The sequence below is a fragment of the Streptomyces sp. NPDC091287 genome (assembly GCF_044768525.1).
GTDB lineage: Bacteria > Actinomycetota > Actinomycetes > Streptomycetales > Streptomycetaceae > Streptomyces.
Genome location: NZ_JBIVUV010000004.1, coordinates 136,708 through 157,614 on the forward strand (window position 1 = coordinate 136,708; position 20,907 = coordinate 157,614).

At 72.2% G+C, this 20,907-nt stretch carries 15 protein-coding genes; 7 read left to right on the forward strand and 8 right to left on the reverse strand.

The features are described 5' to 3' along the window. Positions 1–147 precede the first annotated feature (147 nt). Genes ACIQRW_RS07255 through ACIQRW_RS07265 form a run of 3 tightly spaced genes read right to left on the reverse strand, consistent with a single transcriptional unit; the run spans position 148 to position 4,087 of the window. Positions 148–2,598 carry a xanthine dehydrogenase family protein molybdopterin-binding subunit gene (locus tag ACIQRW_RS07255; RefSeq protein WP_403755678.1) on the reverse strand — a complete coding sequence of 817 codons (2,451 nt, stop codon included), beginning with the start codon at positions 2,596–2,598 and terminating at the stop codon, positions 148–150. Next, positions 2,595–3,194, reverse strand: coding sequence for a (2Fe-2S)-binding protein (locus tag ACIQRW_RS07260; RefSeq protein WP_403755680.1), 600 nt, complete (start codon positions 3,192–3,194; stop codon positions 2,595–2,597). The genes ACIQRW_RS07255 and ACIQRW_RS07260 overlap by 4 nt, the downstream gene beginning before the upstream one ends. A 2-nt stretch (positions 3,195–3,196) precedes the next feature. Beyond that, positions 3,197–4,087: an FAD binding domain-containing protein gene (locus tag ACIQRW_RS07265; protein ID WP_403755683.1), complete on the reverse strand. Its 891-nt coding sequence runs from the start codon at positions 4,085–4,087 to the stop codon at positions 3,197–3,199. 336 nt (positions 4,088–4,423) lie between these two features. Here ACIQRW_RS07265 and ACIQRW_RS07270 point away from each other — a divergent pair, with 336 nt between their 5' ends. Then, the gene (locus tag ACIQRW_RS07270) at positions 4,424–6,175 is read left to right on the forward strand and encodes a PucR family transcriptional regulator (protein WP_403756397.1); all 1,752 of its coding nucleotides are present in this window, start codon (positions 4,424–4,426) and stop codon (positions 6,173–6,175) included. Positions 6,176–6,348: 173 nt separating this feature from the next. Then, positions 6,349–7,131 carry a hypothetical protein gene (locus tag ACIQRW_RS07275; RefSeq protein ID WP_403755685.1) on the forward strand — a complete coding sequence of 261 codons (783 nt, stop codon included), beginning with the start codon at positions 6,349–6,351 and terminating at the stop codon, positions 7,129–7,131. Between the two features lie 46 nt (positions 7,132–7,177). On the opposite strand, the gene ACIQRW_RS07280 is transcribed toward ACIQRW_RS07275, so the two are convergent. After that, a complete protein-coding gene (locus tag ACIQRW_RS07280; protein WP_403755688.1) occupies positions 7,178–8,017 on the reverse strand; it encodes a GntR family transcriptional regulator in 840 nt (279 codons plus the stop codon). Positions 8,018–8,163: 146 nt separating this feature from the next. Here ACIQRW_RS07280 and ACIQRW_RS07285 point away from each other — a divergent pair, with 146 nt between their 5' ends. Next, complete coding sequence (locus tag ACIQRW_RS07285) at positions 8,164–9,012, forward strand: (2Fe-2S)-binding protein (protein WP_403755690.1); 849 nt, start codon at positions 8,164–8,166, stop codon at positions 9,010–9,012. A gap of 205 nt (positions 9,013–9,217) precedes the next feature. Continuing rightward, complete coding sequence (locus tag ACIQRW_RS07290; RefSeq protein WP_403755693.1) at positions 9,218–10,312, forward strand: DUF2637 domain-containing protein; 1,095 nt, start codon at positions 9,218–9,220, stop codon at positions 10,310–10,312. A gap of 24 nt (positions 10,313–10,336) precedes the next feature. On the opposite strand, the gene ACIQRW_RS07295 is transcribed toward ACIQRW_RS07290, so the two are convergent. Next, positions 10,337–10,702 (reverse strand): ATP-binding protein, encoded by a 366-nt coding sequence (locus ACIQRW_RS07295; RefSeq protein ID WP_403756399.1) that lies wholly within the window; start codon positions 10,700–10,702, stop codon positions 10,337–10,339. Between the two features lie 356 nt (positions 10,703–11,058). On the opposite strand from ACIQRW_RS07295, the gene ACIQRW_RS07300 reads away from it, so the two are divergent. After that, a complete protein-coding gene (locus ACIQRW_RS07300) occupies positions 11,059–11,493 on the forward strand; it encodes a ribonuclease domain-containing protein (protein ID WP_403755695.1) in 435 nt (144 codons plus the stop codon). A gap of 84 nt (positions 11,494–11,577) precedes the next feature. Here ACIQRW_RS07300 and ACIQRW_RS07305 read toward each other — a convergent pair whose 3' ends face one another. The 3 genes from ACIQRW_RS07305 to ACIQRW_RS07315 all read right to left on the reverse strand — a co-directional run bounded on the left by ACIQRW_RS07305 (position 11,578) and on the right by ACIQRW_RS07315 (position 19,096). Further along, a complete protein-coding gene (locus ACIQRW_RS07305) occupies positions 11,578–13,320 on the reverse strand; it encodes a pyruvate dehydrogenase (RefSeq protein WP_403755699.1) in 1,743 nt (580 codons plus the stop codon). A 111-nt stretch (positions 13,321–13,431) separates the two neighbouring features. Next, positions 13,432–15,126, reverse strand: coding sequence for a protein phosphatase 2C domain-containing protein (locus tag ACIQRW_RS07310; RefSeq protein ID WP_403755702.1), 1,695 nt, complete (start codon positions 15,124–15,126; stop codon positions 13,432–13,434). Positions 15,127–15,325: 199 nt separating this feature from the next. Then, the gene (locus tag ACIQRW_RS07315) at positions 15,326–19,096 is read right to left on the reverse strand and encodes a S8 family peptidase (RefSeq protein WP_403755704.1); all 3,771 of its coding nucleotides are present in this window, start codon (positions 19,094–19,096) and stop codon (positions 15,326–15,328) included. Positions 19,097–19,305: 209 nt separating this feature from the next. Here ACIQRW_RS07315 and ACIQRW_RS07320 point away from each other — a divergent pair, with 209 nt between their 5' ends. Then, positions 19,306–20,298 (forward strand): helix-turn-helix domain-containing protein, encoded by a 993-nt coding sequence (locus tag ACIQRW_RS07320; protein ID WP_403755707.1) that lies wholly within the window; start codon positions 19,306–19,308, stop codon positions 20,296–20,298. Between the two features lie 80 nt (positions 20,299–20,378). After that, complete coding sequence (locus ACIQRW_RS07325; RefSeq protein WP_403755710.1) at positions 20,379–20,861, forward strand: DUF456 domain-containing protein; 483 nt, start codon at positions 20,379–20,381, stop codon at positions 20,859–20,861. Positions 20,862–20,907 lie beyond the last annotated feature (46 nt).

The window sequence follows — 20,907 nt, forward strand, 5'->3', positions numbered from 1 at the left end:
GCGAGCGGTGCGGTACTTGGTGTCTCCGGACGGTGCGGGGTGCGGAAAAGTGTGACGTTCTCGGCGCTGCGCACCGCCCGGAGAGTTCGGGGGGGGACCGCTCGGAGCTGCCGGGCGACGACCGGTGGGAGGTCGCCCGGCAGGCTCTCAGGTGCTGGTGAGGTGTTCGGGCCGCACCGGTGTCCTGTTGAGCTCAAGACCCGTCGCGTTCCGGATCGCCGCGAGGACGGCCGGGGTGGACGACAGGGTGGGGGCCTCGCCGATGCCGCGGAGCCCGTACGGGGCGTTCTCGTCGGCGAGTTCGAGCACGTCGACGGGGATGGTCGGCGTGTCGAGGATGGTGGGCAGGAGGTAGTCCGTGAAGGACGGGTTACGCACCTTCGCGGTCTTCGGGTCGACGATGATCTCCTCCATCACGGCGACCCCCATGCCCTGGAGGGTGCCGCCCTGGATCTGGCCGAGGACGGAGAGCGGGTTGAGCGCCTTGCCGACGTCCTGGGCGCAGGCCAGTTCGATGACCTTGACCAGGCCCAGTTCGGTGTCGACCTCGACGACCGCGCGGTGCGCGGCGAAGGAGTACTGGACGTGGCCGTTGCCCTGTCCGGTGCGCAGGTCGAACGCCTCGGTGGGCCGGTGGCGCCACTCCAGCTCGATGTCGATCGCCTCGTCCTCCAGCACATCGGCCACGTCGGCGAGCACTTCACCGCCGTCGGTGACGACCTTGCCGCCCTCCAGGAGGAGTTCGGCGGTGGCCCAGGCCGGGTGGTAGGTGCCGAACTTGGTGCGGCCCAGCTCCAGGACCTTCTCCCGTACGGCTTCGCAGGAGTTCTTGACCGCGCCGCCGGTGACGTACGTCTGGCGGGAGGCCGAGGTGGATCCGGCGGAGCCGACGCGGGTGTCGGCCGGGTGGATGGTGACCTGGTTGACACCGAGTTCGGTGCGGGCGATCTGGGCGTGGACGGTGACGCCGCCCTGGCCGACCTCGGCCATCGCGGTGTGCACGGTGGCGACCGGTTCGCCGTTGATGACCTCCATCCGCACACGGGCGGTGGAGTAGTCGTCGAAGCCCTCGGAGAAGCCGACGTTCTTCAGGCCGACCGCGTAACCGACACCCCGCACGACGCCTTCGCCGTGGGTGGTGTTGGAGAGCCCGCCGGGCAGCGCGCGGACGTCCACGGAGGTGCCCTCGCTGCCCGCCGCCAGCCACTGCTGCTCGGGCGGCAGCGGCCGGGACTTGACCCGGCGCAGCAGTTCGGCGACCGGGGCCGGCGAGTCGCAGGGCTGGCCGGTGGGCAGCAGGGTTCCCTGCTCCATGGCGTTGAGCTGCCGGAACTCCACCGGGTCCATGTCCAGCTTGGCCGCCAGCTTGTCCATCTGCGCCTCGTACGCGAAGCACGCCTGGACCGCGCCGAAGCCGCGCATCGCCCCGCAGGGCGGGTTGTTGGTGTAGAGCGCGATCGCCTCGATGTCGACGTCCTCGATGACGTACGGGCCGACCGAGAGCGAGGAGGCGTTGCCGACGACCGCCGGGGAGGCGGAGGCGTAGGCCCCGCCGTCCAGGACGATGCGGCACTTCATGTGCGTGAGCTTGCCGTCCTTGGTGGCGCCGTGCTCGTAGTGGAGCTTCGCCGGGTGCCGGTGGACGTGTCCGAAGAAGGACTCGAACCGGTTGTAGACGATCTTGACGGGCTTGCCGGTGCGGAGGGCCAGCAGGCAGGCGTGGATCTGCATCGAGATGTCCTCGCGGCCGCCGAAGGCCCCGCCGACGCCGGAGAGCGTCATGCGGACCTTGTCCTCGGGCAGGCCGAGGACGGGGGCGATCTGGCCGAGGTCCGAGTGCAGCCACTGGGTGGCGACGTACAGCTCGACGCCGCCGTCCTCGGAGGGCACCGCGAGGCCGGACTCGGGGCCGAGGAAGGCCTGGTCCTGCATGCCGAAGGTGTAGTCGCCGGTGACGATGACGTCGGCCCGCTTCGCCGCCTCGTCGGCGTCGCCGCGGATGATCGGCTGACGGTGCACGATGTTGGGGTGCGGGACGTGACCGATGTGGTGGTCGTCGCGGCCCTCGTGCACGAGCACGGCGTCGGGAGCGGTCGCCGAGGCCTCGTCGGTGACGAGCGGCAGCTCGCGGTACTCGATCTTGATCTTGGCGGCGGCGCGGCGCGCGGTCTCCGGGTGGTCGGCGGCCACGATGGCGACCGGCTCACCGTGGTGGCGGACCTTGCCGTGGGCGAGAACCGGGGTGTCCTGGATCTCCAGGCCGTAGTTCTTCATCTCGGCGGGCAGGTCGTCGTAGGTCAGCACCGCGTAGACGCCGGACGTGGCGAGCGCCTCGGAGGTGTCGATGGAGACGATCTCGGCGTGCGCGACGGTGGAGCGCAGCGTCTGGCCCCACAGCATGTCCTCGTGCCACATGTCGGAGGAGTACGCGAACTCGCCGGTGACCTTGAGGGTGCCGTCGGGGCGGAGCGTGGACTCGCCGATGCCGCCCTTGGTGGGCGAACCCTGGGTGATCTTGGTGGGGGTGCCGGCCGGTACGGTCTGGGCCCTGGGCACCGTGGCCTCGGGGCGCGTCGTGGCTTCGGGGGGCGTCGTCATGACTGGACCGCCTCTTCCTGACGGGCGGCCGCGAGGCGGACCGCGTCGAGGATCTTCTCGTAACCCGTGCAGCGGCACAGGTTGCCGGAGAGCGCCTCACGGATGTCCTGGTCGGACGGCGAGGGGGTGTTCTCCAGCAGCTCGTCGGCCGCGACCAGCAGGCCGGGGGTGCAGAAGCCGCACTGGACGGCTCCGGCGTCGATGAACGCCTGCTGGATCGGGGAGAGTCCGACGGCCTCGCCGGTCTGGCCGTCGGTGGGCTTGGACTGCCAGCGCTTGGCGGCGTCCAGGGTGGTGCCGCAGGCGCCGGAGGCGCAGCCGCCGCCGGGGTGGGCGTCCTCGCGGTGCTTGGCGTAGTCGGCCAGGCCCTCGACGGTGACGACCTCGCGGTCCTGGACCTGGCCGGCGGCGACGAGGCACGCGCAGACCGGGACGCCGTCGAGGCGAACGGTGCAGGATCCGCACTCGCCCTGCTCGCAGGCGTTCTTGGAGCCGGGCAGGCCCATGCGCTCACGCAGGACGTACAGGAGGGACTCGCCCTCCCACACATCGTCGGCTTCCTGCTGACGGCCGTTGACCGTGAAATTGACTCGCATGGTTACGCAGCTCCTTCCAGCGTGCGGCCCGCGCCGCGGTACTGCTCCCAGGCCCAGCCGAGCGTGCGGCGGGCCATGATGCCGACCGCGTGCCTGCGGTACTTCGCCGTGCCGCGCACGTCGTCGATCGGGTTGCAGGCGCCGGACGCGAGGGCGGCGAACTGCTTGGCGATCGCGGGGGTGATGATCTTGCCGTTCTCCCAGAACCCGCCCTCTTCGAGAGCGGCGTTCAGGAACTCCTCGGCCTCCTTGGCCCGGACCGGGGTCGGGGCGGCCGAGCCGATGCCGGTGCGCACGGTGCGGGTCTCGGGGTGCAGGGCGATACCGAACGCGCAGACGGCGATGACCATGGCGTTGCGGGTGCCCACCTTGGAGTACTGCTGGGGTCCGTCGGCCTTCCTGATGTGCACGGCGCGGATCAGCTCGTCCGGCGCCAGGGCGTTGCGCTTGACCCCTGTGTAGAAGGCGTCGATGGGAATCAGCCGCGTTCCGCGTACGGATTCGGCTTCGACCTCGCAGTCGGCCGCGAGCAGGGCCGGGTGGGCGTCCCCGGCCGGCGAGGCGGTGCCGAGGTTGCCGCCGACGCCGCCGCGGTTGCGGATCTGCGGGGAGGCGACGGTGTGCGAGGCCAGCGCCAGGCCGGGCAGCTCGGTGCGCAGGTGCTCCATGATGCTGCTGTACGGCACGGAGGCGCCGAGCCGCACGCTCTCCTGGCCCACCTCCCACTCGGACAGCTCACCGATGCGGTTCAGGTCCAGGAGGTACTCGGGCCGCCGGTGGTCGAAGTTGATCTCGACCATCACATCGGTGCCGCCCGCGATGGGCACAGCGGTGGGGTGCTCGGCCTTGGCGGCGAGCGCCTCCTCCCAGCTGGCGGGGCGAAGGAAGTCCATGAGTGGCTCTCTTCTTCTCAATCGGGTCGTTCGCCGGGGCTGGGGGCGGCCGGCCCTCGACTGGCTCGTTCATGTGGTGTTCACGTGGTGTGTGGCCCAGTACACAAGCCCTGCTCCTACCGGTGCAGTCACCGAAACACTGAAGGAGTTGGCTGGTGTCCGTCCTCGTCTTGTAGATTCGAACGAATGGCGGGAATCAGTAACCTCGCCGCAATCAACAGATACCCGTATCCCTCACGGCTCCCCCACCCCACGACCTCCTTCACCCGCTTCCACCCCCACCTGCTCCTTCACGAACTTCACCTGCTCCCCTACGGAAAGATCGGCGGCGACGAGATGCGGCTGCGCGCACTGCTGGAGAACGACGCGCTGGGCCTGCGGCTGCTCGGCGGCGAGGACGAGCTGGACCGCTCGGTCCGGGGCGTCATGACGACCGACCTGCGCGATCCCAGCCGCTACCTCTCCGGCGGGGAGCTGGTGCTCACGGGCCTCGCCTGGCGCCGGGACGCGGCGGACTCCGAACCGTTCGTCCGGATCCTGGCGGGCGCGGGGGTGGCCGGTCTCGCGGCCGGCGAGGCGGAGCTCGGCGATATCCCCGGCGATCTGGTCGAGGCGTGCAGGCAGCACCGCCTCCCGCTCTTCGCCGTGAATGAGACCGTTGCTTTCGCAACGATCACCGAGTACGTCGTCCGTCAGGTCTCCGGCGAGCGAGCGGGCGATCTGGCAGCCGTGGTGGACCGGCACCGACGGCTGATGACCTCGGGTCCGGCGGGCGGCGGCCCCGAGGTGGTCCTGGACCTCCTCACCTCCGATCTGGACCTACGGGCCTGGGTGCTCTCCCCCACCGGCCGCCAGATCGCCGGGGCGGGCACCCCGCTGCCCGGACCGCTGGGCGCGGCGCTGGCCGGGCACCACCTGGCCGCGACCCGTACCGGCCGCCGAGGCCCGCACCGGGCGGCGGTCGCGGGCACGACGTATTCGCTCTTCCCGATCCGGAACACCGGCCGGGGTGCGGTGCCGGCGGCCCGCGACGTACGGGAGTCGGTGCTCTCCGACTGGCTGCTGGCGGTCGAGGCCGACGCCTCGGACTGGCCCGCCGCCCGGCTGGACCTGCTCCAGGGCGTCACCCAGCTGATCGCGGTCGAGCGCGACCGCCGCGACGCGGCCCGTACCGTACGCCGCAGGCTCGCCCAGGAGGTCCTGGAGCTGGTCCAGGCGGGCGCCGCCCCCGCCGAGATCGCGGCCAGGCTGCGGGTCGCCGCGCCGGTCCTGCTGCCCGGCCTCGGCGTGGCCCCGCAGTGGCAGGTGGTGGTGGCCCGGGTCGACTGGAGCGCCGCGGGCCAGGGGGCCGCCGTGGGCGACATCGCGAGCGGTCCGGTGGCCCAGGCGCTGTTGGAGGAGATCCTCGTCGACCCGGCGGTCAGCGGCCCCGACTCGGCCGACCGGATCGCCGTCGCCCACACGGGCGAGGAGGCCATCGCCCTGGTGCCGCTGCCCGCGCTCACCACCGTGGCCGCGGAGTCCGGGGAGGGCGCTTCGAGCGATGCCGCGCGGGCGGGCGTCGAGGACGCCGACGCCCTCGACGCGGATCCCGGGCTGCACGCCGACGCGCTGCTCGCCTCCGTGCGCGAACCGCTCTCCGCGGGACTCGCCGACGACGGCCGGCTGACACTGGGTGTCAGCGCGGCCGTTCATTCCGCCGAAGGTCTGCGCGGCGCGCTGGAGGAGGCCCGGCACGCCCGCCGGGTGGCCGCGGCCCGTCCGGGACGGGTCTGCGCGGCCGGGCACCACGAACTGGCCTCGCACGTACTGCTGCTGCCGTTCGTCCCCGACGACGTCCGGCGCGCCTTCACCGCCCGGCTGCTGGACCCGCTGCGCGACTACGACCGGCGCCACCGGGCGGAGCTGATCGAGACGCTGGAGGCCTTCCTGGACTGCGACGGGTCCTGGACCCGCTGCGCGGCCCGGCTGCACCTGCACGTCAACACGTTGCGGTATCGCGTCGGGCGGATCGAGCAGTTGACGGGGCGTGACCTTTCGCGCCTGGAGGACAAGCTCGACTTCTTCCTCGCCCTGCGCATGAGCTGATCTTCGGGCCGCGCACGGGGCCCGGCGGGGCCCCGTCGCACTCCGGCCGATTGTGAAATCTTTCACCTGACATTGCCCGGACCCCTTGGCCCGGCGTGCCAATCCGTGCTGAGATGCGCCGTACCCAACAGCACAATGGCGCGCTCGGGGAGGGCAATGTGGCGCATACCGCCATGTCTGGTTCCGGAACGACAGCAGATGACGATCCTCCGCTCCAGACCGCGGTATGGCGGCTGCGCTCACGCGCCTGCTGGACGGACGCGGCCGCACTGCTGGAGCACGACGCGAGCACCGAACCGGCCGCCGCTCTCCAGCGCACCGCGCTGCTGACCGAGCGGTGTCTCTACACCGGACAGGGCTGGACCGACGCAGAGGACGCCCTGCGCACGGCGGAGGCCATCGCCCGCAGCGACGACGAGCGCGGGTCCGCCGCCTCCGAGCGGGGCCATCTGGCGTACGCCTCGACCCTCCTGGCGGTACGGGACCGGGCCGACGAGGCGAGCGTGGCGCTGAGCCGGTCGGCGGCGCTGCTGGCGCCCGCGTCCCCGGCCCGGCCGCTGCTGGACTTCCGGCGCGGGCTGATCGCCCAGAACATCGCGGAGTCGCCGCAGTCGGCGCGCGCCGCGTTCCGCCGGGCGCACGCCGGTGCGGCCAACCGGGGCGACGAGTTGCTCCTCTCGTCCACCTGGCGGCATCTGGCGGCGCTCGCCCTGCGTGAGGGGGAGCTGGCCGAGGCCCGGCACGGCTTCGCGGAGTCGCTGCGGATCCGGGAGGAGCTGGGGTTCCTGGTCGGTACGGCCCCGGCGCTGATCTCCCTCGCGGAGACGGAGGAGGAGCCGGAGGCGGCGCGGCTGCGGGCCGAGGCCGGTCGGCTGTTCCGGCTGCTGGGCGGTGTGCCCACCTGGCTGGCCCCCTACCTCGGCCCCCCGGCCCCGCGCACCGCCGAGGCGAGCTGAGGCAGGGGCGTCCGAAGCCCCCTGGGGTCCGCGGACACCGCCCCGGTCAGCCGTCGGCGCCGGCGAAGTGTTCGCGGACCAGGGCCTGGACGACGGCGAGGTCCTGGGAGACGAGGGCGTCGAGCAGGGCGGTGTGCTCGGAGGCGTCGGCCAACAGGTCGGCGCGGCGGGTGGCGGGGCCCGACACCAGCGGCCACTGGGAGCGCCGGTGCAGTTCGTCGGCGACGGTCACGAGCTGCTCGTTGCCCGACAGCATGAGGACCGCGCGGTGGAAGGCCCGGTCCGACTCGGCGTAGGCGGCCCGGTCGCCCTCGGCCGCCGCCGTGACCGTGGCCTCCGCCAGCGGGCGCAGGCCGCTCCAGCGGTGCGCCGGGACCGTACGGGCCAGGCTCAGCATCACCGGGACCTCGATCAGCGCCCGCACCTCGGCCAGTTCGGCCAGTTCGCGGGGGCCGCGTTCGCTGACCCGGAAGCCGCGGTTCGGCACGACCTCGACGGCTCCCTCGACGGCCAGCCGCTGCATGGCCTCGCGCACCGGCGTGGCGGAGACCCCGAAGCGGGCGCCGAGCGCGGGGGCGGAGTACACCTGGCCGGGCACCAGCTCACCGTCGACGAGGGCGGCGCGCAGGGCGTCCAGGATCTGGCCGCGGACGGAGTGGCGCTGGACGACGGCGCGCGGCGCGGGAGGCTCGCTGTGGGTGTGCTCGCCCCGGGCGGCCTGGTCGCCCTCGGCCGGGCGCCCGTCGGCCCGCTCGCAGCCGGTCCGCTCGCCCCGGGCCTGTTCCGGCACCCGGCACTCCGGCATCCGGCCTTCCGCCGCAGTGCGCGGGAACGCTCCCAGGGCGTACGCCGGACGTGCGCTCTCGCGCGCGCTGGCCTGCTCCACCCGGACCTCCTCCGCCTGCCTCGGGCCGACTCGCGTGCGCCGGACCTCCTGTGCACGATAGAGGCAGGAGGCTGCGGTTCAAACATCGATGGCATCGGGTAAGGTAAGCCTTACCTGCAAACGATCCCGATTCGGTGGTCCCCTGCATGACCCTCTCTCCGCCGTTCACCCGCACCGCGACGTCCCCCGTGACCGCCGCGTACACCCGCCTGACCGAGGTGTTCCCCGGTCTGCGGGCCGACGTGCTCGACGGTGACGCCGTGGCCCCGTCCGGAGCTGGCTGGGTCGGTGCGGCGGAGCTGGCCGCCGGCGGTCACGCCGTGGACGCCTTCCTCGCCTGGGACAACGCCCAAGTACTGCGCGACTACGGTCAGCAGGGCCGTCCGGACGTGGTGGCGAGCTTCGGTCTGCACCGGTACGCCTGGCCCGCCTGTCTGCTGGTGACGGTGCCCTGGTTCCTGCAGCGTCGGGTGCCACGGATCCCGGTCGAGGACGTGGCCTTCCAGCGGGCGCTGGGGCATCTGACCGTGCGGGTCCGGGAATTCGCCTGCCTGCCGGACGACCCGGCCGCCACTCTGCCCGGGGCCCGGGTCGTCGCGGACGAGGCGGCGCTGCGGGCCGAGGTCCTGACCTCCCTGACCGAGCACCTCGGTCCGGTGCTGGAGGGCTTCGGGCCGCGCATGCGGCGCGGGAAGCGGGCGCTGTGGGGGATGGCGACCGACGAGATCGTCGAGGGCCTCTGGTACGTCGCGCATCTGCTGGGCGAGGAGCGCCGCGCCATGGCCGAGCTGGAGCTGCTGCTCCCCGGTACGACGAAGCCGTACGTCGGCACCGCGGGCTTCCGCGAGCTGACCGGACCCGACGGCCGGTCGCTGCCGACCCGGGACCGGGCGAGCTGCTGCCTCTTCTACACGCTGCGCCCCGAGGACACCTGTGTGACCTGTCCGCGTACCTGCGACGCGGACCGGGTGCGGAAGCTCAGCGCTGTCCCGTAGCCCAGCTTCCTGGTCCACACCGCCCGTCCGGATGACGTGGAATCGAACGCGACCCGGCTCGACCGAGCGGCCGTTCGAGAAGATTCCACCCATCGATAGCCTCTCCCACCCCCATGGCGTGCTCTTGTCCCGAAACCACCGGAGCGGCACGGGAATTCCGTCACGATGGCGCACGAAACGCCCTACGTGACGCAAGGGACCGCGCATGAGACTGACCGACATATCGCTTGACTGGCTGCTTCCGGGCGCCGTACTGCTCGTGGGAGTCATGGCGGCGGTGACGGTGGTCGCACGCGGCAAGCGTGCCGCCGGCAAGGCCGCGGCCGACGACTCCTGGGAACGCAGCGAGGAGCGCCGCAGACGCAAGGAAGCGCTGTACGCCACCGCCAGTTACGTCCTGCTGTTCTGCTGCGCGGCGGTCGCCGCCGCGCTCTCCTTCCACGGGCTCGTCGGCTTCGGCCGGCAGAACCTGAACCTCACCGGAGGCTGGGAGTATCTGGTCCCGTTCGGGCTGGACGGGGCCGCGATGTTCTGTTCCGTGCTGGCCGTACGGGAGGCGAGCCACGGAGACGCGGCGCTCGGCTCCCGGCTGCTGGTGTGGACCTTCGCCGGGGCCGCCGCCTGGTTCAACTGGGTGCACGCCCCCCGGGGCATGGACCACGCGGGCGCACCGCACTTCTTCGCGGGGATGTCCCTCTCGGCCGCGGTGCTCTTCGACCGCGCGCTGAAGCAGACCCGCCGCGCCGCGCTGCGCGAACAGGGCCTGGTGCCCCGTCCGTTGCCGCAGATCCGGATCGTCCGCTGGCTGCGGGCGCCCAGGGAGACCTTCGGCGCCTGGTCGCTGATGCTCCTGGAGGGCGTCCGCACCCTGGACGAGGCGGTGGACGAGGTGCGGGAGGATCGCAGGGAGCGTGAGCAGGACCGGCTCCGCCGACGCGACCAGGAGAAGCTGGACCGGGCCCGCATCAAGGCCCTGAACCGGCAGAACCGGGTCTGGGGACGCGGTGGACGGGGCGACCGGCAGGTTGATGTGCCCGCCCTCGCCTCGGGCGGCGCGGCGCCGGCCGTCGCGGAGCCCGCCATAGCAGAGCCGGGTCAGCTGCCTCTGCGACCCCGGCCATCCCTGCAAGCCGTCGGCCCGAAGCAGGCGGACGGTTCGAGCTCGAAGAGCCCGGACGCTTCGAGCCAGGGAAGTGACCCGAGGACCGTCGACCTCACCGCCGAGGACGACACCCAGACACTCCCCCGGCTCGACTCGCTGGAACAGAAACTGAAGGATCTGGAGCAGCAGTTCGGCTGAGAGCGCCGCGCGGCGGAGGGCCCCTCAGCGCCTTCCGCCGTGCAGCTCGAACCAGACGACCTTGCCCAGGGCCTGTGCCTCCACGCCCCAGGCGTCGGCCAGGCTCCGGACCAGGATCAGCCCCCTGCCGTGCGTACCGTCGTCGGCGTTCGGTACGTACGGCGCGGGCAGATCCTCCGAGGCGAAGTCCTGGACCTCCACCCGCAGTCGGGCCGGCGTCGCCGTGGCCGTGACCACGGCCCCGTGCCGGGTGTGGATGAGAGCGTTGGTCACCAGCTCGCTCACCAGCAGCTCCGCCGCCTCGGTCCGCTCCTCGTCGGAGCTGTCCCGGAGGAACTCCCTCAGCTCCCGGCGCACTTCGCCCACCGCCGACCGTTCGGTGTGGCCCACCCTGCGGCGCATCCGGGTCGGCGGTGGTGCCTCGCCCGGTCTCCGGCCCCGGGGGCCACGCCCCTCGATGACCGCGGTCCTTCTCTGACGCTTCGCCATTTCCCCCGCCCGCACAGTGAACCGACCTCCTCTGATCCGGCCGCCCGTCGAACAGCCTCACGGGATGCATGCCCCTGTACGTACACGGTCACGCTTGTCGACTCATCAATAGGTGAACGGTCGGGAGCGGCGAGGGGCGCACGGAACATCCCACCCGCGCACGCCATCACCACATAGGCGCAGCTCCGGTTAACGTCCCGCGAATACCCCTGAGTTGACGTTGACTACCCGACTTCTACGCGCGTCATCATGGTGGCATGCGCATCCCCCCACGCATCACTCGGCTCGGCGGCTCGGCCGCCCTCCTGTCCGTCGCCCTCCTCGCCACGGGCCCGGTCACGGCCCAGGCGGCCACCCCGGCCGCCGCCCCCACCACCCACTCCGCATCCGCCTTCCGGGCAGCCGCGGTGGGCAGCATCTGCTATTCCGCCCTGCCGTCCCAGGCGCACGACACCCTGGATCTCATCGAGCAGGGCGGACCGTTCCCGTTTGAGCAGGACGGCACCGTCTTCCAGAACCGCGAGGGCCTGCTGCCCGGCCAGTCCACCGGCTACTACCACGAGTACACGGTCATCACGCCCGGCTCCGACACCCGCGGCGCCCGCCGGATCGTCACCGGTGACCAGGTGGAGGAGGACTACTACACCGCCGACCACTACGCCTCCTTCGATCTGGTCGACCACGACTGCTGACCCTCCGCACGAGGGGTGTTCCCGCACATTCGGAGGGAACGGGTGCGTCTGACCCCGGCGTGACGGGGTCGGACGTCCGCCGCCTCAAGGGCGGGGCACGTTACGGAGGTTGGAGCGGGCCATCTGGAGCATCCGGCCCACTCCACCGTCGAGCACGATCTTGCTGGCGGAGAGCGCGAACCCGGTGACCATGTCGGCGCTGATCTTCGGCGGGATGGAGAGCGCGTTCGGGTCGGTGACCACATCGACGAGCGCGGGACCCTTGTGCTTGAAGGCGTCCTTGAGCGCGCCCTGCAACTGCTTGGGCTTCTCCACGCGTACGCCGTAGGCGCCGGCCGCACGGGCGATGGCGGCGTAGTCGGTGTTCGCGTTGTTCGTCCCGTACGACGGCAGGCCCGCCACCAGCATCTCCAACTCGACCATGCCGAGAGAGGAGTTGTTGAACAGGACGACCTTCACCGGCAGGTCGTACTGGACCAGGGTGAGGAAGTCCCCCATCAGCATGGAGAATCCGCCGTCGCCGGACATCGCGACGACCTGCCGGTTCAGGTCGGTGAACTGGGCGCCGATCGCCTGCGGCAGGGCGTTGGCCATCGAGCCGTGGCTGAACGAACCGATCACCCGCCGCTTGCCGTTGGGCGTCAGATAGCGGGCGGCCCACACGTTGTTCATGCCGGTGTCGACGGTGAACACGGCATCCTCGTCGGCCATCTCGTCCAGCACGGAGGCGACGTACTCGGGGTGGATGGGAACGTGCTTGTCGACCTTGCGTGTGTAGGCCTTGACCACGCCCTCCAGGGCGTTCGCGTGCTTCTTCAGCATCCGGTCGAGGAACTTGCGGTCGGACTTCGGCTTCACCCGGGGTGTCAGGCAGCGCAGCGTCTCGCGCACATCGCCCCAGACCGCGAGGTCGAGCTTGGAGCGGCGGCCGAGGTGCTCGGGGCGCACATCGACCTGGACGATCTTCACATCGTCCGGGAGGAAGGCGTTGTACGGGAAGTCCGTGCCGAGCAGGACGAGGAGGTCGCACTCGTTGGTCGCCTCGTACGCGGCGCCGTAGCCGAGCAGCCCGCTCATCCCGACGTCGTACGGGTTGTCGTACTGGATCCACTCCTTGCCGCGCAGCGCGTGCCCGACCGGAGACTTGATCTTCTCGGCGAACTCCATGACCTCGGCGTGCGCCCCGGCCGTGCCGCTGCCGCAGAACAGCGTCACCCGTTTGGCCTCGTCCACCATGCGGCAGAGCTTGTCGATCTCGTCGTCGCCGGGCCGCACGGTCGGCCGCGCGGTGACGAGGGCGTGCTCGATGCTCTTCTCGGGGGCGGGCCTGGAGGCGATGTCGCCCGGCATCGAGACGACACTGACGCCGCCGCGTCCGATGGCGTGCTGGATCGCCGTCTGGAGCAGCCTCGGCATCTGCTCCGGGTTGGAGATCATCTCGTTGTAGTGGCTGCACTCCTGGAACAGCAGCTCCGGATGGGTCTCCTGGAAGTAGCCGAGACCGATCTCGCTGGAGGGGATGTGCGAGGCGAGGGCCAGCACCGGGGCCATCGAGCGGTGCGCGTCGTACAGGCCGTTGATGAGGTGCAGGTTGCCCGGTCCGCAGGAGCCGGCGCAGGCCGCGAGCTCGCCGGTGACCTGCGCTTCCGCACCGGCCGCGAAGGCGGCGGTCTCCTCGTGGCGGACGTGGATCCAGTCCATGGCCGGGTTACGCCGGATGGCGTCCACGACGGGGTTCAGGCTGTCGCCGACGACGCCGTACAGGCGTTTGACGCCCGCCCTGGCGAGGATGTCGACGAACTGCTCCGCCACGCTCTGCTTGGCCATGGGTGCGCACCCTTCCTTGCCCGTGCTCCGTGCACTTCGGTTGTCCGGACTCCGGAGCCCGAAACACCGTTGCGCCGGGCTCCGGGATCCATCAACCCACGGTGTGCACGGTTACGCCTCCCAGACCGCGGCGCAGGTGCGGTCGTCGGCGTACCCCTTGATCCGGAGCTGGGTGTCGGCGAGGAAGGCGGGCAGCCCGGGCGGTCCGGCGCTCCCCCAGCGCTCGGCGAGCTCGCCGGGGAGCGCCGGCTCGCCGCGCATCGGCTCGGCGAATCCGTTGCTGCACAGCAGCAGCGTGTCGCCGGGGAGCGCCACGGAGGCCCGGAAGCGGAAGGGCTCGGCAGGCTGCCGGGCGGGGCCGTCGGCGTTCGGAAACGGCGGTGCGGCGATCTGGAGGTCCATGGTCAGCCGGTCCCCGTCCGGGCCCTCCTCCTGCTCGTCGCCCGCCCGCGGGCCGCCGCCCTCCGGGACGAAGGGCTCCAGGTCCTGCCAGAGTCCGTCGCGGAGGCGGAAGAGGCCGCCGCTGCCGACGCCGAAGAAGACGCGGGTGCGGCAGTCGGGGTCGGCGGAGAGCAGGAGGCACCGGAGGCTCGCGGTGTACGCGTCCGGTGCCACGCCGAGTTCGGCGGCGCGGGCGCGCAGCTTGCCGTACGTACGGTCGGTGAGCCGGTGCAGCCCGGCCTTCAGATCGCCGCGGCGGCCCGCTCTTATGTCCTCGGAGAGCCGGATGTGGCTGCGGGCGACGGCACCGCCGATCCAGCGGCAGGCGTCGGCCGCGGCGAGGTGCGCCGCTTCGCCCGCCCGGACGCCGCCGGCCACGGCGACGAGGACGAGGGCGCTCTCGGCCGCCCCGAAGCGGGCGGTGAGCAGCCCGTCGCGCCGGGGTTCTCCGCGGAAGCGGGCGGAGTCACCACGGACGGAGGCGGTGCGCAGGGTGTACGTCCCGTACCGCGCGCCGTCCAGGACGGTGTCGGGGGCGAGGCCGTCCAGATTCTCGGAGGTGGCGGAAGGCAGCGCGGCGGGCTCGGCGTCGTAGGTGGGCGGCCGGTCCCCGAGGTGCCCGACGGCCGGCCGGCGGTCGGCCGCTTCGTCGCCGGCGGGATCCGGCGGAAGTACGTGCAGGGCGCTGGGGTCGGGCGCGAGGGCGGGCTCGGGCGCTTCCGGCACACGCGGCGCGGCGAACGTCCGGGGCCCCGGCTGCCCGGCGGGCGCCTCCCAGGGGGCGGGAAAGACGGTGGTGCGGGGGGCGGCCGGCTCCGGCCCGGCGGGGGCGGCCGACTCCGGCTCCGGCTTCCGCTCCGGCACCGGATTCGACTCCGGCTCCGGCACCGGATTCGACTCCGGCACCGGATTCCGCTCCGGTACGGCATCAGCGGCCCGCTCCGGCTGCCGGTCGCGCTTCGCATACGGGTCCCAGGCCGACCGGGGGTCGGGCATGAGCCCTGGAGCCGCTTCAGGATGCGGGACGAGGTCTGGGACGGGGTCCGGGACGGGGGCCGGCAACGGCTCCCGCCGCGCCACCACGGACCGGCTCCGTTCGGGCGGCGGCCGGTACGCATCCGCGTACGGGTCCTCGTAGCGGTCGGCGTAGGGGTCGTACGCGTCGCCGTACGGGTCCCGGACGGTCTCGCGCACGGTGTCCCGGTGGTCGCCCCCCGGACTGCTCACCGTGTCCGACACGGAGTCGAAGCGGTCGTCGAGGCTGTCGGCCGCACGGCCGGGACCGGTGTCGTGCGCGGTCTCGTCGTACAGCTTGCGCCACCAGTCGTCCTCGTGGGCGGCGGGCTTCTCCCCCTGCTGACTCATGCCCATATTGTCCACCGCGAAGGCGGCCCGAAAACGGGACATCGGGAAAATGTGGCGCGCACATGGGTCCGCCGGGCGGCCCCACCCCCCACGGGAAGGACGCCCGGCGGACCGGTCGGAGTGAGCGGCGTGCCGGCACTACCGCCGTTCGTGCGATCGGCCGATCACCGGTTCAGCGGCTCATGAGCTGGCCACCGCTTCAGCGCACGACGTACGCGTCGTTGACGGTCTGCACCACGGAGTTGCCGTTCGCGTCGCTCAGTTCCGTCCGCAGCGTGACGGACTTCCCGGTCGCGTCCGCGTGGTCGACGGTCGCGGTCCAGCGGCCGGCCCGCTGTGCGGTGGTGGCCGCGTGCCAGGTCTCGCCGTCGTCGTAGCTGAAGGAGACCTTCGCGCCGGTGAGTTCGCCGGGGGTGTACCCGGCGTGCCCGGTCGCGTCGAGCCCGATCCTCTGGCCGTTCTCGGCGGGCACGGTCTTCATCCCGTCCGACGGCACGTCGTAGCGCGGGAACAGGAGCGGGAGCCCCTGCGAGGTAACGTCCGGCTGCTGCTCGGAACGGAACGCCCAGGTGGTCTCCGTCTGCGTGGACCGCTTCCAGACCGCCGCGGGCGAGCCGATCTTCGTGGTCATCATGGTGAGTTCGTACGCGGCGTCCTCGGCGGGCACGGTGAAGACACCGAACGGATAGCCGCTGTCGCCGACGAGTTCGCCCTCGCGCTTCAGCCGCATATTGCCGATGTCACCGAACGAGCCCTGCTGACCGATGTGCTCGGAGTCGGTCATGAACGCCGGTGCGACACCGATCAGATCGCCCTGCCGTTCGCCCGCGAGCAGCTCCGCGCCCGCCGCGTCGCGCGGTGCGCCGGGGACCAGCAGCCCCCGGTACCACTCCTCCGTCGTGGCCCGACCCGCTCGGTACGTACGGGCGTCGCCCGTCATCAGCTCGCCCCAGGGGAAGCTGGAGGAGAGCATCTTCTGCCAGACGGTGTCCCCCGCCGTGTAGTACTCGGTGCGCTTTCCGGGGGCGGCGACCACGGCGAGCGAGGACGCGCCGAAGGTCGCGCCGTAGGGCCGGGAGACCAGGAGCGTGTCGACGAAGTCGGTGGCCACGCCCATGGATTCATGGGTGGAGACGACCGAGCCGAGCTTCTTGTCACGGACCTTGTAGGTGCGGTCCGAGGTGATCTGCCCCTTCTCGGGGAACGACAGGTTGTACACGAACGGGCTGACGGCCGTGGCGGTCCAGGAGACCTCCGCCCTCCCCTTGTCGAGAGCCGTCCTCAGTGTGGCGGCCTCGTCCGCCCGCAGTCCGAGGACCGGAAGGGGCGCGGCCCCGTAGCCGATGGACGGCTTCCAGTCGCCGGCCGAGGGACGGTGCACCAGGAGCGCCTTCGCGCCGGCGTCCCGCGCGGCCCGTGCCTGGGCCAGGACGCCTGACGCGTCGTCGCCCACCTTCACCAGGGCGATCCGGTCCTTCGCGCCGGCGGCCTCCAGTTCGGCGGCGCTGCCCGCACCGGCGTCGACGACCTCGGCCCGGCCGGTGCCGTCCAGGTTGACCGAGCCCGTGGTGGCGGGCCGGGGGTGCAGGTCCGCTCCGCCGACCAGGGAGAACTTCTGGAGCTGCGGGGCGTAGGCGCGCCAGACGGAGGCGAACTCGAAGTCCCCGTCACGTGCCATGCCCTGGACGTCGACCAGGTAGTCCTTGATCAGCCCGGTGCCGGCGATGGACCCCGAGTGCAGCCAGGTGTCGTCCCACGAGCGCCCGAACGCGAGGGTCGCACCGCGTGTCTCGGCGGCCCGGTCCTCGGTTTTCACCTTCAGGCGGTGCGCCTTGCGGGCATCCAGGACGAGCGTGGTGTCCTTCGTGACGTTCAGCTGGGGCCGCGCCAGATAACCGACGGATCCGACGAGTTGACCGGTCGCGTCCGTGGTGTCGGGCGTGGCGATGAAGCTGGAGACGAAGTACGCGCCGGGGCGGACACGGTAGATCTGGTCGGTGGCGCCCTCGTTGAAGCGGCGTTCGCCGGACGCGGTGTCGGTGCCGATGAGGTCGAGGGAGGAGACGCCGTCGGCGGGCTTGCCGGTGCGGTCGACGAGCTTGACGCGCAGGGTGACCGTCTCCGGAGCCACGTACAGGGAGAACGGGGTGGATATCCTCACTCCCCCGGCGCCTGTGGCGAGTACCCGGCCGGTGACGTCACCGTACTGGGCGGCGGTCAGCCGGGCGTCGGGAGCCAGCGCGAGGGGCACCTCGACGGTCGCCCCGGCGGGCACGGTGACGGACTTCCGGCCGAGGGACGCGATGGTGGAGCGGACGGTCGAGCCGTCGTTCCCGGTGACGCCCGCGACCTTCACCGAGAGGGTGACCGGCTTCCCGCTCGTGTTGGTGTAGGGCACGGCGACGGTGGCGCGGTCGCTCTTGTCCTGGGGCCAGTTGAAGGTGCCGCCCTGCACGGCCGGTGCGCCGAGTACGGTCGTACGCACGGCACGGTCGACGTCGAGACGGCCGCCTCCGGTCTCGCGTACGTCGCCGGGGACGGCGCTCCGCGCCGAGGAGACGAGGGCGGCCCTGATCTGCTGGGCGGTCCAGTCGGGGTGACGCTGCTTCACCACGGCGGCGGCTCCCGCGACATGCGGGGTCGCCATCGACGTACCGGACAGGGACCGGTACGCGTCCGGGCCCCGGCCGCCCGCGGCGGCTGCGGAGATGGCGACTCCGGGCGCGGCGATCTCGGGCTTGAGGGTGTGCGAGACGATCGCGGGTCCGCGGCTGGAGAAGTTCGCGGTGGTGTCGTCCCGGTCGACCGCTCCGACGGTCAGTACACCGGGTGCGCAGCCGGGCGAGGAGACGGTGTTCAGGGACGGGCCGAGGTTTCCGGCGGCGACGACGAAGAGGGTGTCCTTGTTCTTGCCGAGCTCCTCGGCGGCCAGGCTCATCGGGTCGGTGCAGTCGGTGGGTTCGGCGCTGCCGAGGCTCATCGAGACGACGTCGGCCTTGCTGTCGACCGCCCACTGCATGCCCGCGATGATCCAGGAGGCCGCGCCGGAGCCGCTGTCGTTCAGGACCTTGCCGACCATCAGGTCGGCGCCGGGCGCGACGCCCTTGTTCTTTCCTCCGCTCGCCGCGCCGGAGCCGCCGACGGTGGACGCGACATGAGTGCCGTGGCCCTGGCGGTCGTCGGTGGTGTCGGAGTCGGTGAAGTTCTCCGAGGCGGTGATCCGGTTCTGGAGGTCGGGGTGTTCGGCATCCGCCCCGGTGTCCAGGACGGCAACCTTGGCGCCGGTCCCGTCGTAGCCGGCGGCCCAGGCGAGGTCGGCGCCGACCTGCTTCGTCGACTTGTCGAGACTGGCCTGAACCTTGCGGTCGAGCCAGAGCTTCTTGAGCCCGGCCCCCGAACGGGAGCGGGGTGCGGTGAGGTCGGCCCAGAACTCGGCTGCCCGCTTCTTGTCGGCCTTCAGCGCGAGTCCGTCGATGACGTCGAGAGCCGCTCCGCGCTCTGCCCCGCGCGGGGTGAGCGGGGCGCGGCGGGCGGTGTCGCCGGTGTAGGTGGCGATCAGCGGGACGGCGTCGGCGTGGCTGTCGTCGTACCCGTGGCGGATGAGCCCGGTGACGTTGAACAGCTCCTCGTCCACGGTGCCCGCGGCGAGCGCGGACACGGCGGATTCGGGGTAGACGTACAGGTCCGGGCCGGACTGCCGGGTCTGCACGAGCGGCACGCTGCCGTCCGCGCGGGGCAGGGCGGTGGCGGCGGACGCCCCCGAGGCGTCCGTGGTCACCAGCACCGTGTCGCCGGTGACGAGCGTCAGGGTGACGGGCTTCGGGGCATCGGCGGTGGTGGCCGCGCTCCCGGTGATCGGTCTGTTCGGGTCCCGCTCGTCCGGTGGCGCGGCCACCGACGGCGCGATCACCGTGACGGCGAGCACGGCGGCGGTCGCCGCTCCGAGTGCCGTACGCGATATCGGGCGCATCGCTCTCCCCAGGTCAATCCGGAACGAAGCAGCCCAAAAGGCCGCATTCCGGAGGTTGTTGGTGCTGCGGTGGCGCCACAGTGGCAGAGGGGCCGGGGGTACAGGGGATGATGTGGGCGGCGGGTTTACGCCGTGGCCTCTTCCCGCCACCCGGGACCCGTCGCAGGGGCGCCTCGATGCGCGATCACCACACCCGGGGAGGTCGGAGAATGCTGGGGGCCATAGGTCTCGACGAGAGACAGGAAGCCGCGTACCGCGCGCTCGTCGCGGCGGGAGCCGCGGAGCTCGCCGATCTCGCGCACCGGCTGGCGCTGCCCGAGGCGGACACCGAACGGGTGCTGCGGCGGCTGGAGCAGCAGGGCCTGGCCGCACAGTCGTCGGCCCGGCCGGGCCGCTGGGTGGCGGCGCCGCCCGGCGTGGCGCTCGGCGCGCTGCTGATCCAGCAGCGGCACGAGCTGGAACAGGCGGAGCTGGCGTCCGCGCTGCTCGCCGAGGAGTACCGGGCCGAGGCGAGCGAGCCGGCGGTGCACGACCTGGTGGAGGTGGTGACGGGGGCGAGCGCCGTCGCCCAGCGCTTCCACCAGTTGCAGCTGGGAGCGGTGTCGGAGGTGTGCGCCCTGGTGACGGGCAAGCCGATCGCGGTGACCGGGATGGAGAACGAGTCCGAGGAGCGGGCGACGTCGCGCGGGGTGAGCTACCGGGTGGTGGTCGAGCGTGAGGTGCTGTCGACGCCGTTCGGGATCCTGGAGCTGTCGGCGGCGCTGAGCCGGGACGAGCAGTGCCGGGTGGTGGACCGGGTGCCGACGAAGCTGGTGGTGGCCGACGGGAGCCTCGCCATGGTCCCGCTGACCGCTCGGGGGGCGGAGCCGGCCGCTCTGGTCGTGCACGCCAGCGGTCTGCTGGAGTCACTGATGGGCCTCTTCGAGGCGGTGTGGCGGGAGGCGATGCCCCTGCGGCTGGGCGAGGGCGGCGGCGGGGTGCGCGAGGACGGGGTCGGGCCGGATCCGACGGATCTGGAGATCCTGTCGTTGCTGTTGGCGGGGTTGACAGACGCCAGCGTGGCCAAGCAGCTGGATCTGGGGCTGCGGACCGTGCAGCGCCGCGTCAAGGGCCTGATGGAGCTCACGGGGGTCTCGACGCGGCTCCAGCTGGGCTGGCATGCGTACGAGCGTGGCTGGGTGGCCCGTACCGAGTCGGCCTGACGTCGCATCGGCGCAGGTCGCCGCAGGTGGCCGGGGTCCGCTGACGGGCGGAGCGGGGCACTCTCCGGCAGGCTGGTCAGATGAGTGTGTGGCAGCTCGTCGCCGTGGGCCTGGTCATGCTGCTGGGCCTGGTCGGGGTGCTGGTGCCGGGCGTGCCGGGTCAGGCGATCGTCTGGGCGGCGGTGCTGTGGTGGGCGCTGACGGACATGACGCCGGCCGCCTGGGGCGTCCTGATCGGCGCGACGGCGCTGATGCTGCTGAACCAGGCCCTCAAACCGCTGCTGCCACCGCGCCGCCCGGGCGATTCCGGGGCGCCTCGCCGGACCTTGGTGATCGGCGGGGTCGCCGGGATCGTGGGCTTCTTCGTCGTGCCCGTGGTCGGCGGGATCCTCGGGTACGTGGGGGCCATCTTCGGCGCTGAGCGGCTGCGGCTGGGGAGCCGCGGCGCGGGCTGGGCGTCAGTGCGCTCGGTCATGCGGGCGACGGGCTACGCGGTGCTGGTGGAGCTGTTCTGCTGTCTGCTGGTCGCGGGCGCCTGGCTGGGCGCGGTGCTCTGGGGCTGACCGGGGCGCCCCGGGGCCCGGTCAGCCGGCGGCGGTCCTCGGCTGA

Coding starts and splice junctions, on each gene's coding strand:
- ACIQRW_RS07325 (WP_403755710.1), top strand. CDS start 20,379: ATGAGTGTGTGGCAGCTCGTCGCCGTGGGCCTGGTCATGCTGCTGGGC.
- ACIQRW_RS07275 (WP_403755685.1), top strand. CDS start 6,349: ATGTCTGGTTCCGGAACGACAGCAGATGACGATCCTCCGCTCCAGACC.
- ACIQRW_RS07320 (WP_403755707.1), top strand. CDS start 19,306: ATGCTGGGGGCCATAGGTCTCGACGAGAGACAGGAAGCCGCGTACCGC.
- ACIQRW_RS07265 (WP_403755683.1), bottom strand. CDS start 4,087: ATGGACTTCCTTCGCCCCGCCAGCTGGGAGGAGGCGCTCGCCGCCAAG.
- ACIQRW_RS07290 (WP_403755693.1), top strand. CDS start 9,218: ATGAGACTGACCGACATATCGCTTGACTGGCTGCTTCCGGGCGCCGTA.
- ACIQRW_RS07285 (WP_403755690.1), top strand. CDS start 8,164: ATGACCCTCTCTCCGCCGTTCACCCGCACCGCGACGTCCCCCGTGACC.
- ACIQRW_RS07255 (WP_403755678.1), bottom strand. CDS start 2,598: ATGACGACGCCCCCCGAAGCCACGACGCGCCCCGAGGCCACGGTGCCC.
- ACIQRW_RS07300 (WP_403755695.1), top strand. CDS start 11,059: ATGCGCATCCCCCCACGCATCACTCGGCTCGGCGGCTCGGCCGCCCTC.
- ACIQRW_RS07270 (WP_403756397.1), top strand. CDS start 4,424: ATGCGGCTGCGCGCACTGCTGGAGAACGACGCGCTGGGCCTGCGGCTG.
- ACIQRW_RS07315 (WP_403755704.1), bottom strand. CDS start 19,096: ATGCGCCCGATATCGCGTACGGCACTCGGAGCGGCGACCGCCGCCGTG.
- ACIQRW_RS07260 (WP_403755680.1), bottom strand. CDS start 3,194: ATGCGAGTCAATTTCACGGTCAACGGCCGTCAGCAGGAAGCCGACGAT.
- ACIQRW_RS07310 (WP_403755702.1), bottom strand. CDS start 15,126: ATGAGTCAGCAGGGGGAGAAGCCCGCCGCCCACGAGGACGACTGGTGG.
- ACIQRW_RS07305 (WP_403755699.1), bottom strand. CDS start 13,320: ATGGCCAAGCAGAGCGTGGCGGAGCAGTTCGTCGACATCCTCGCCAGG.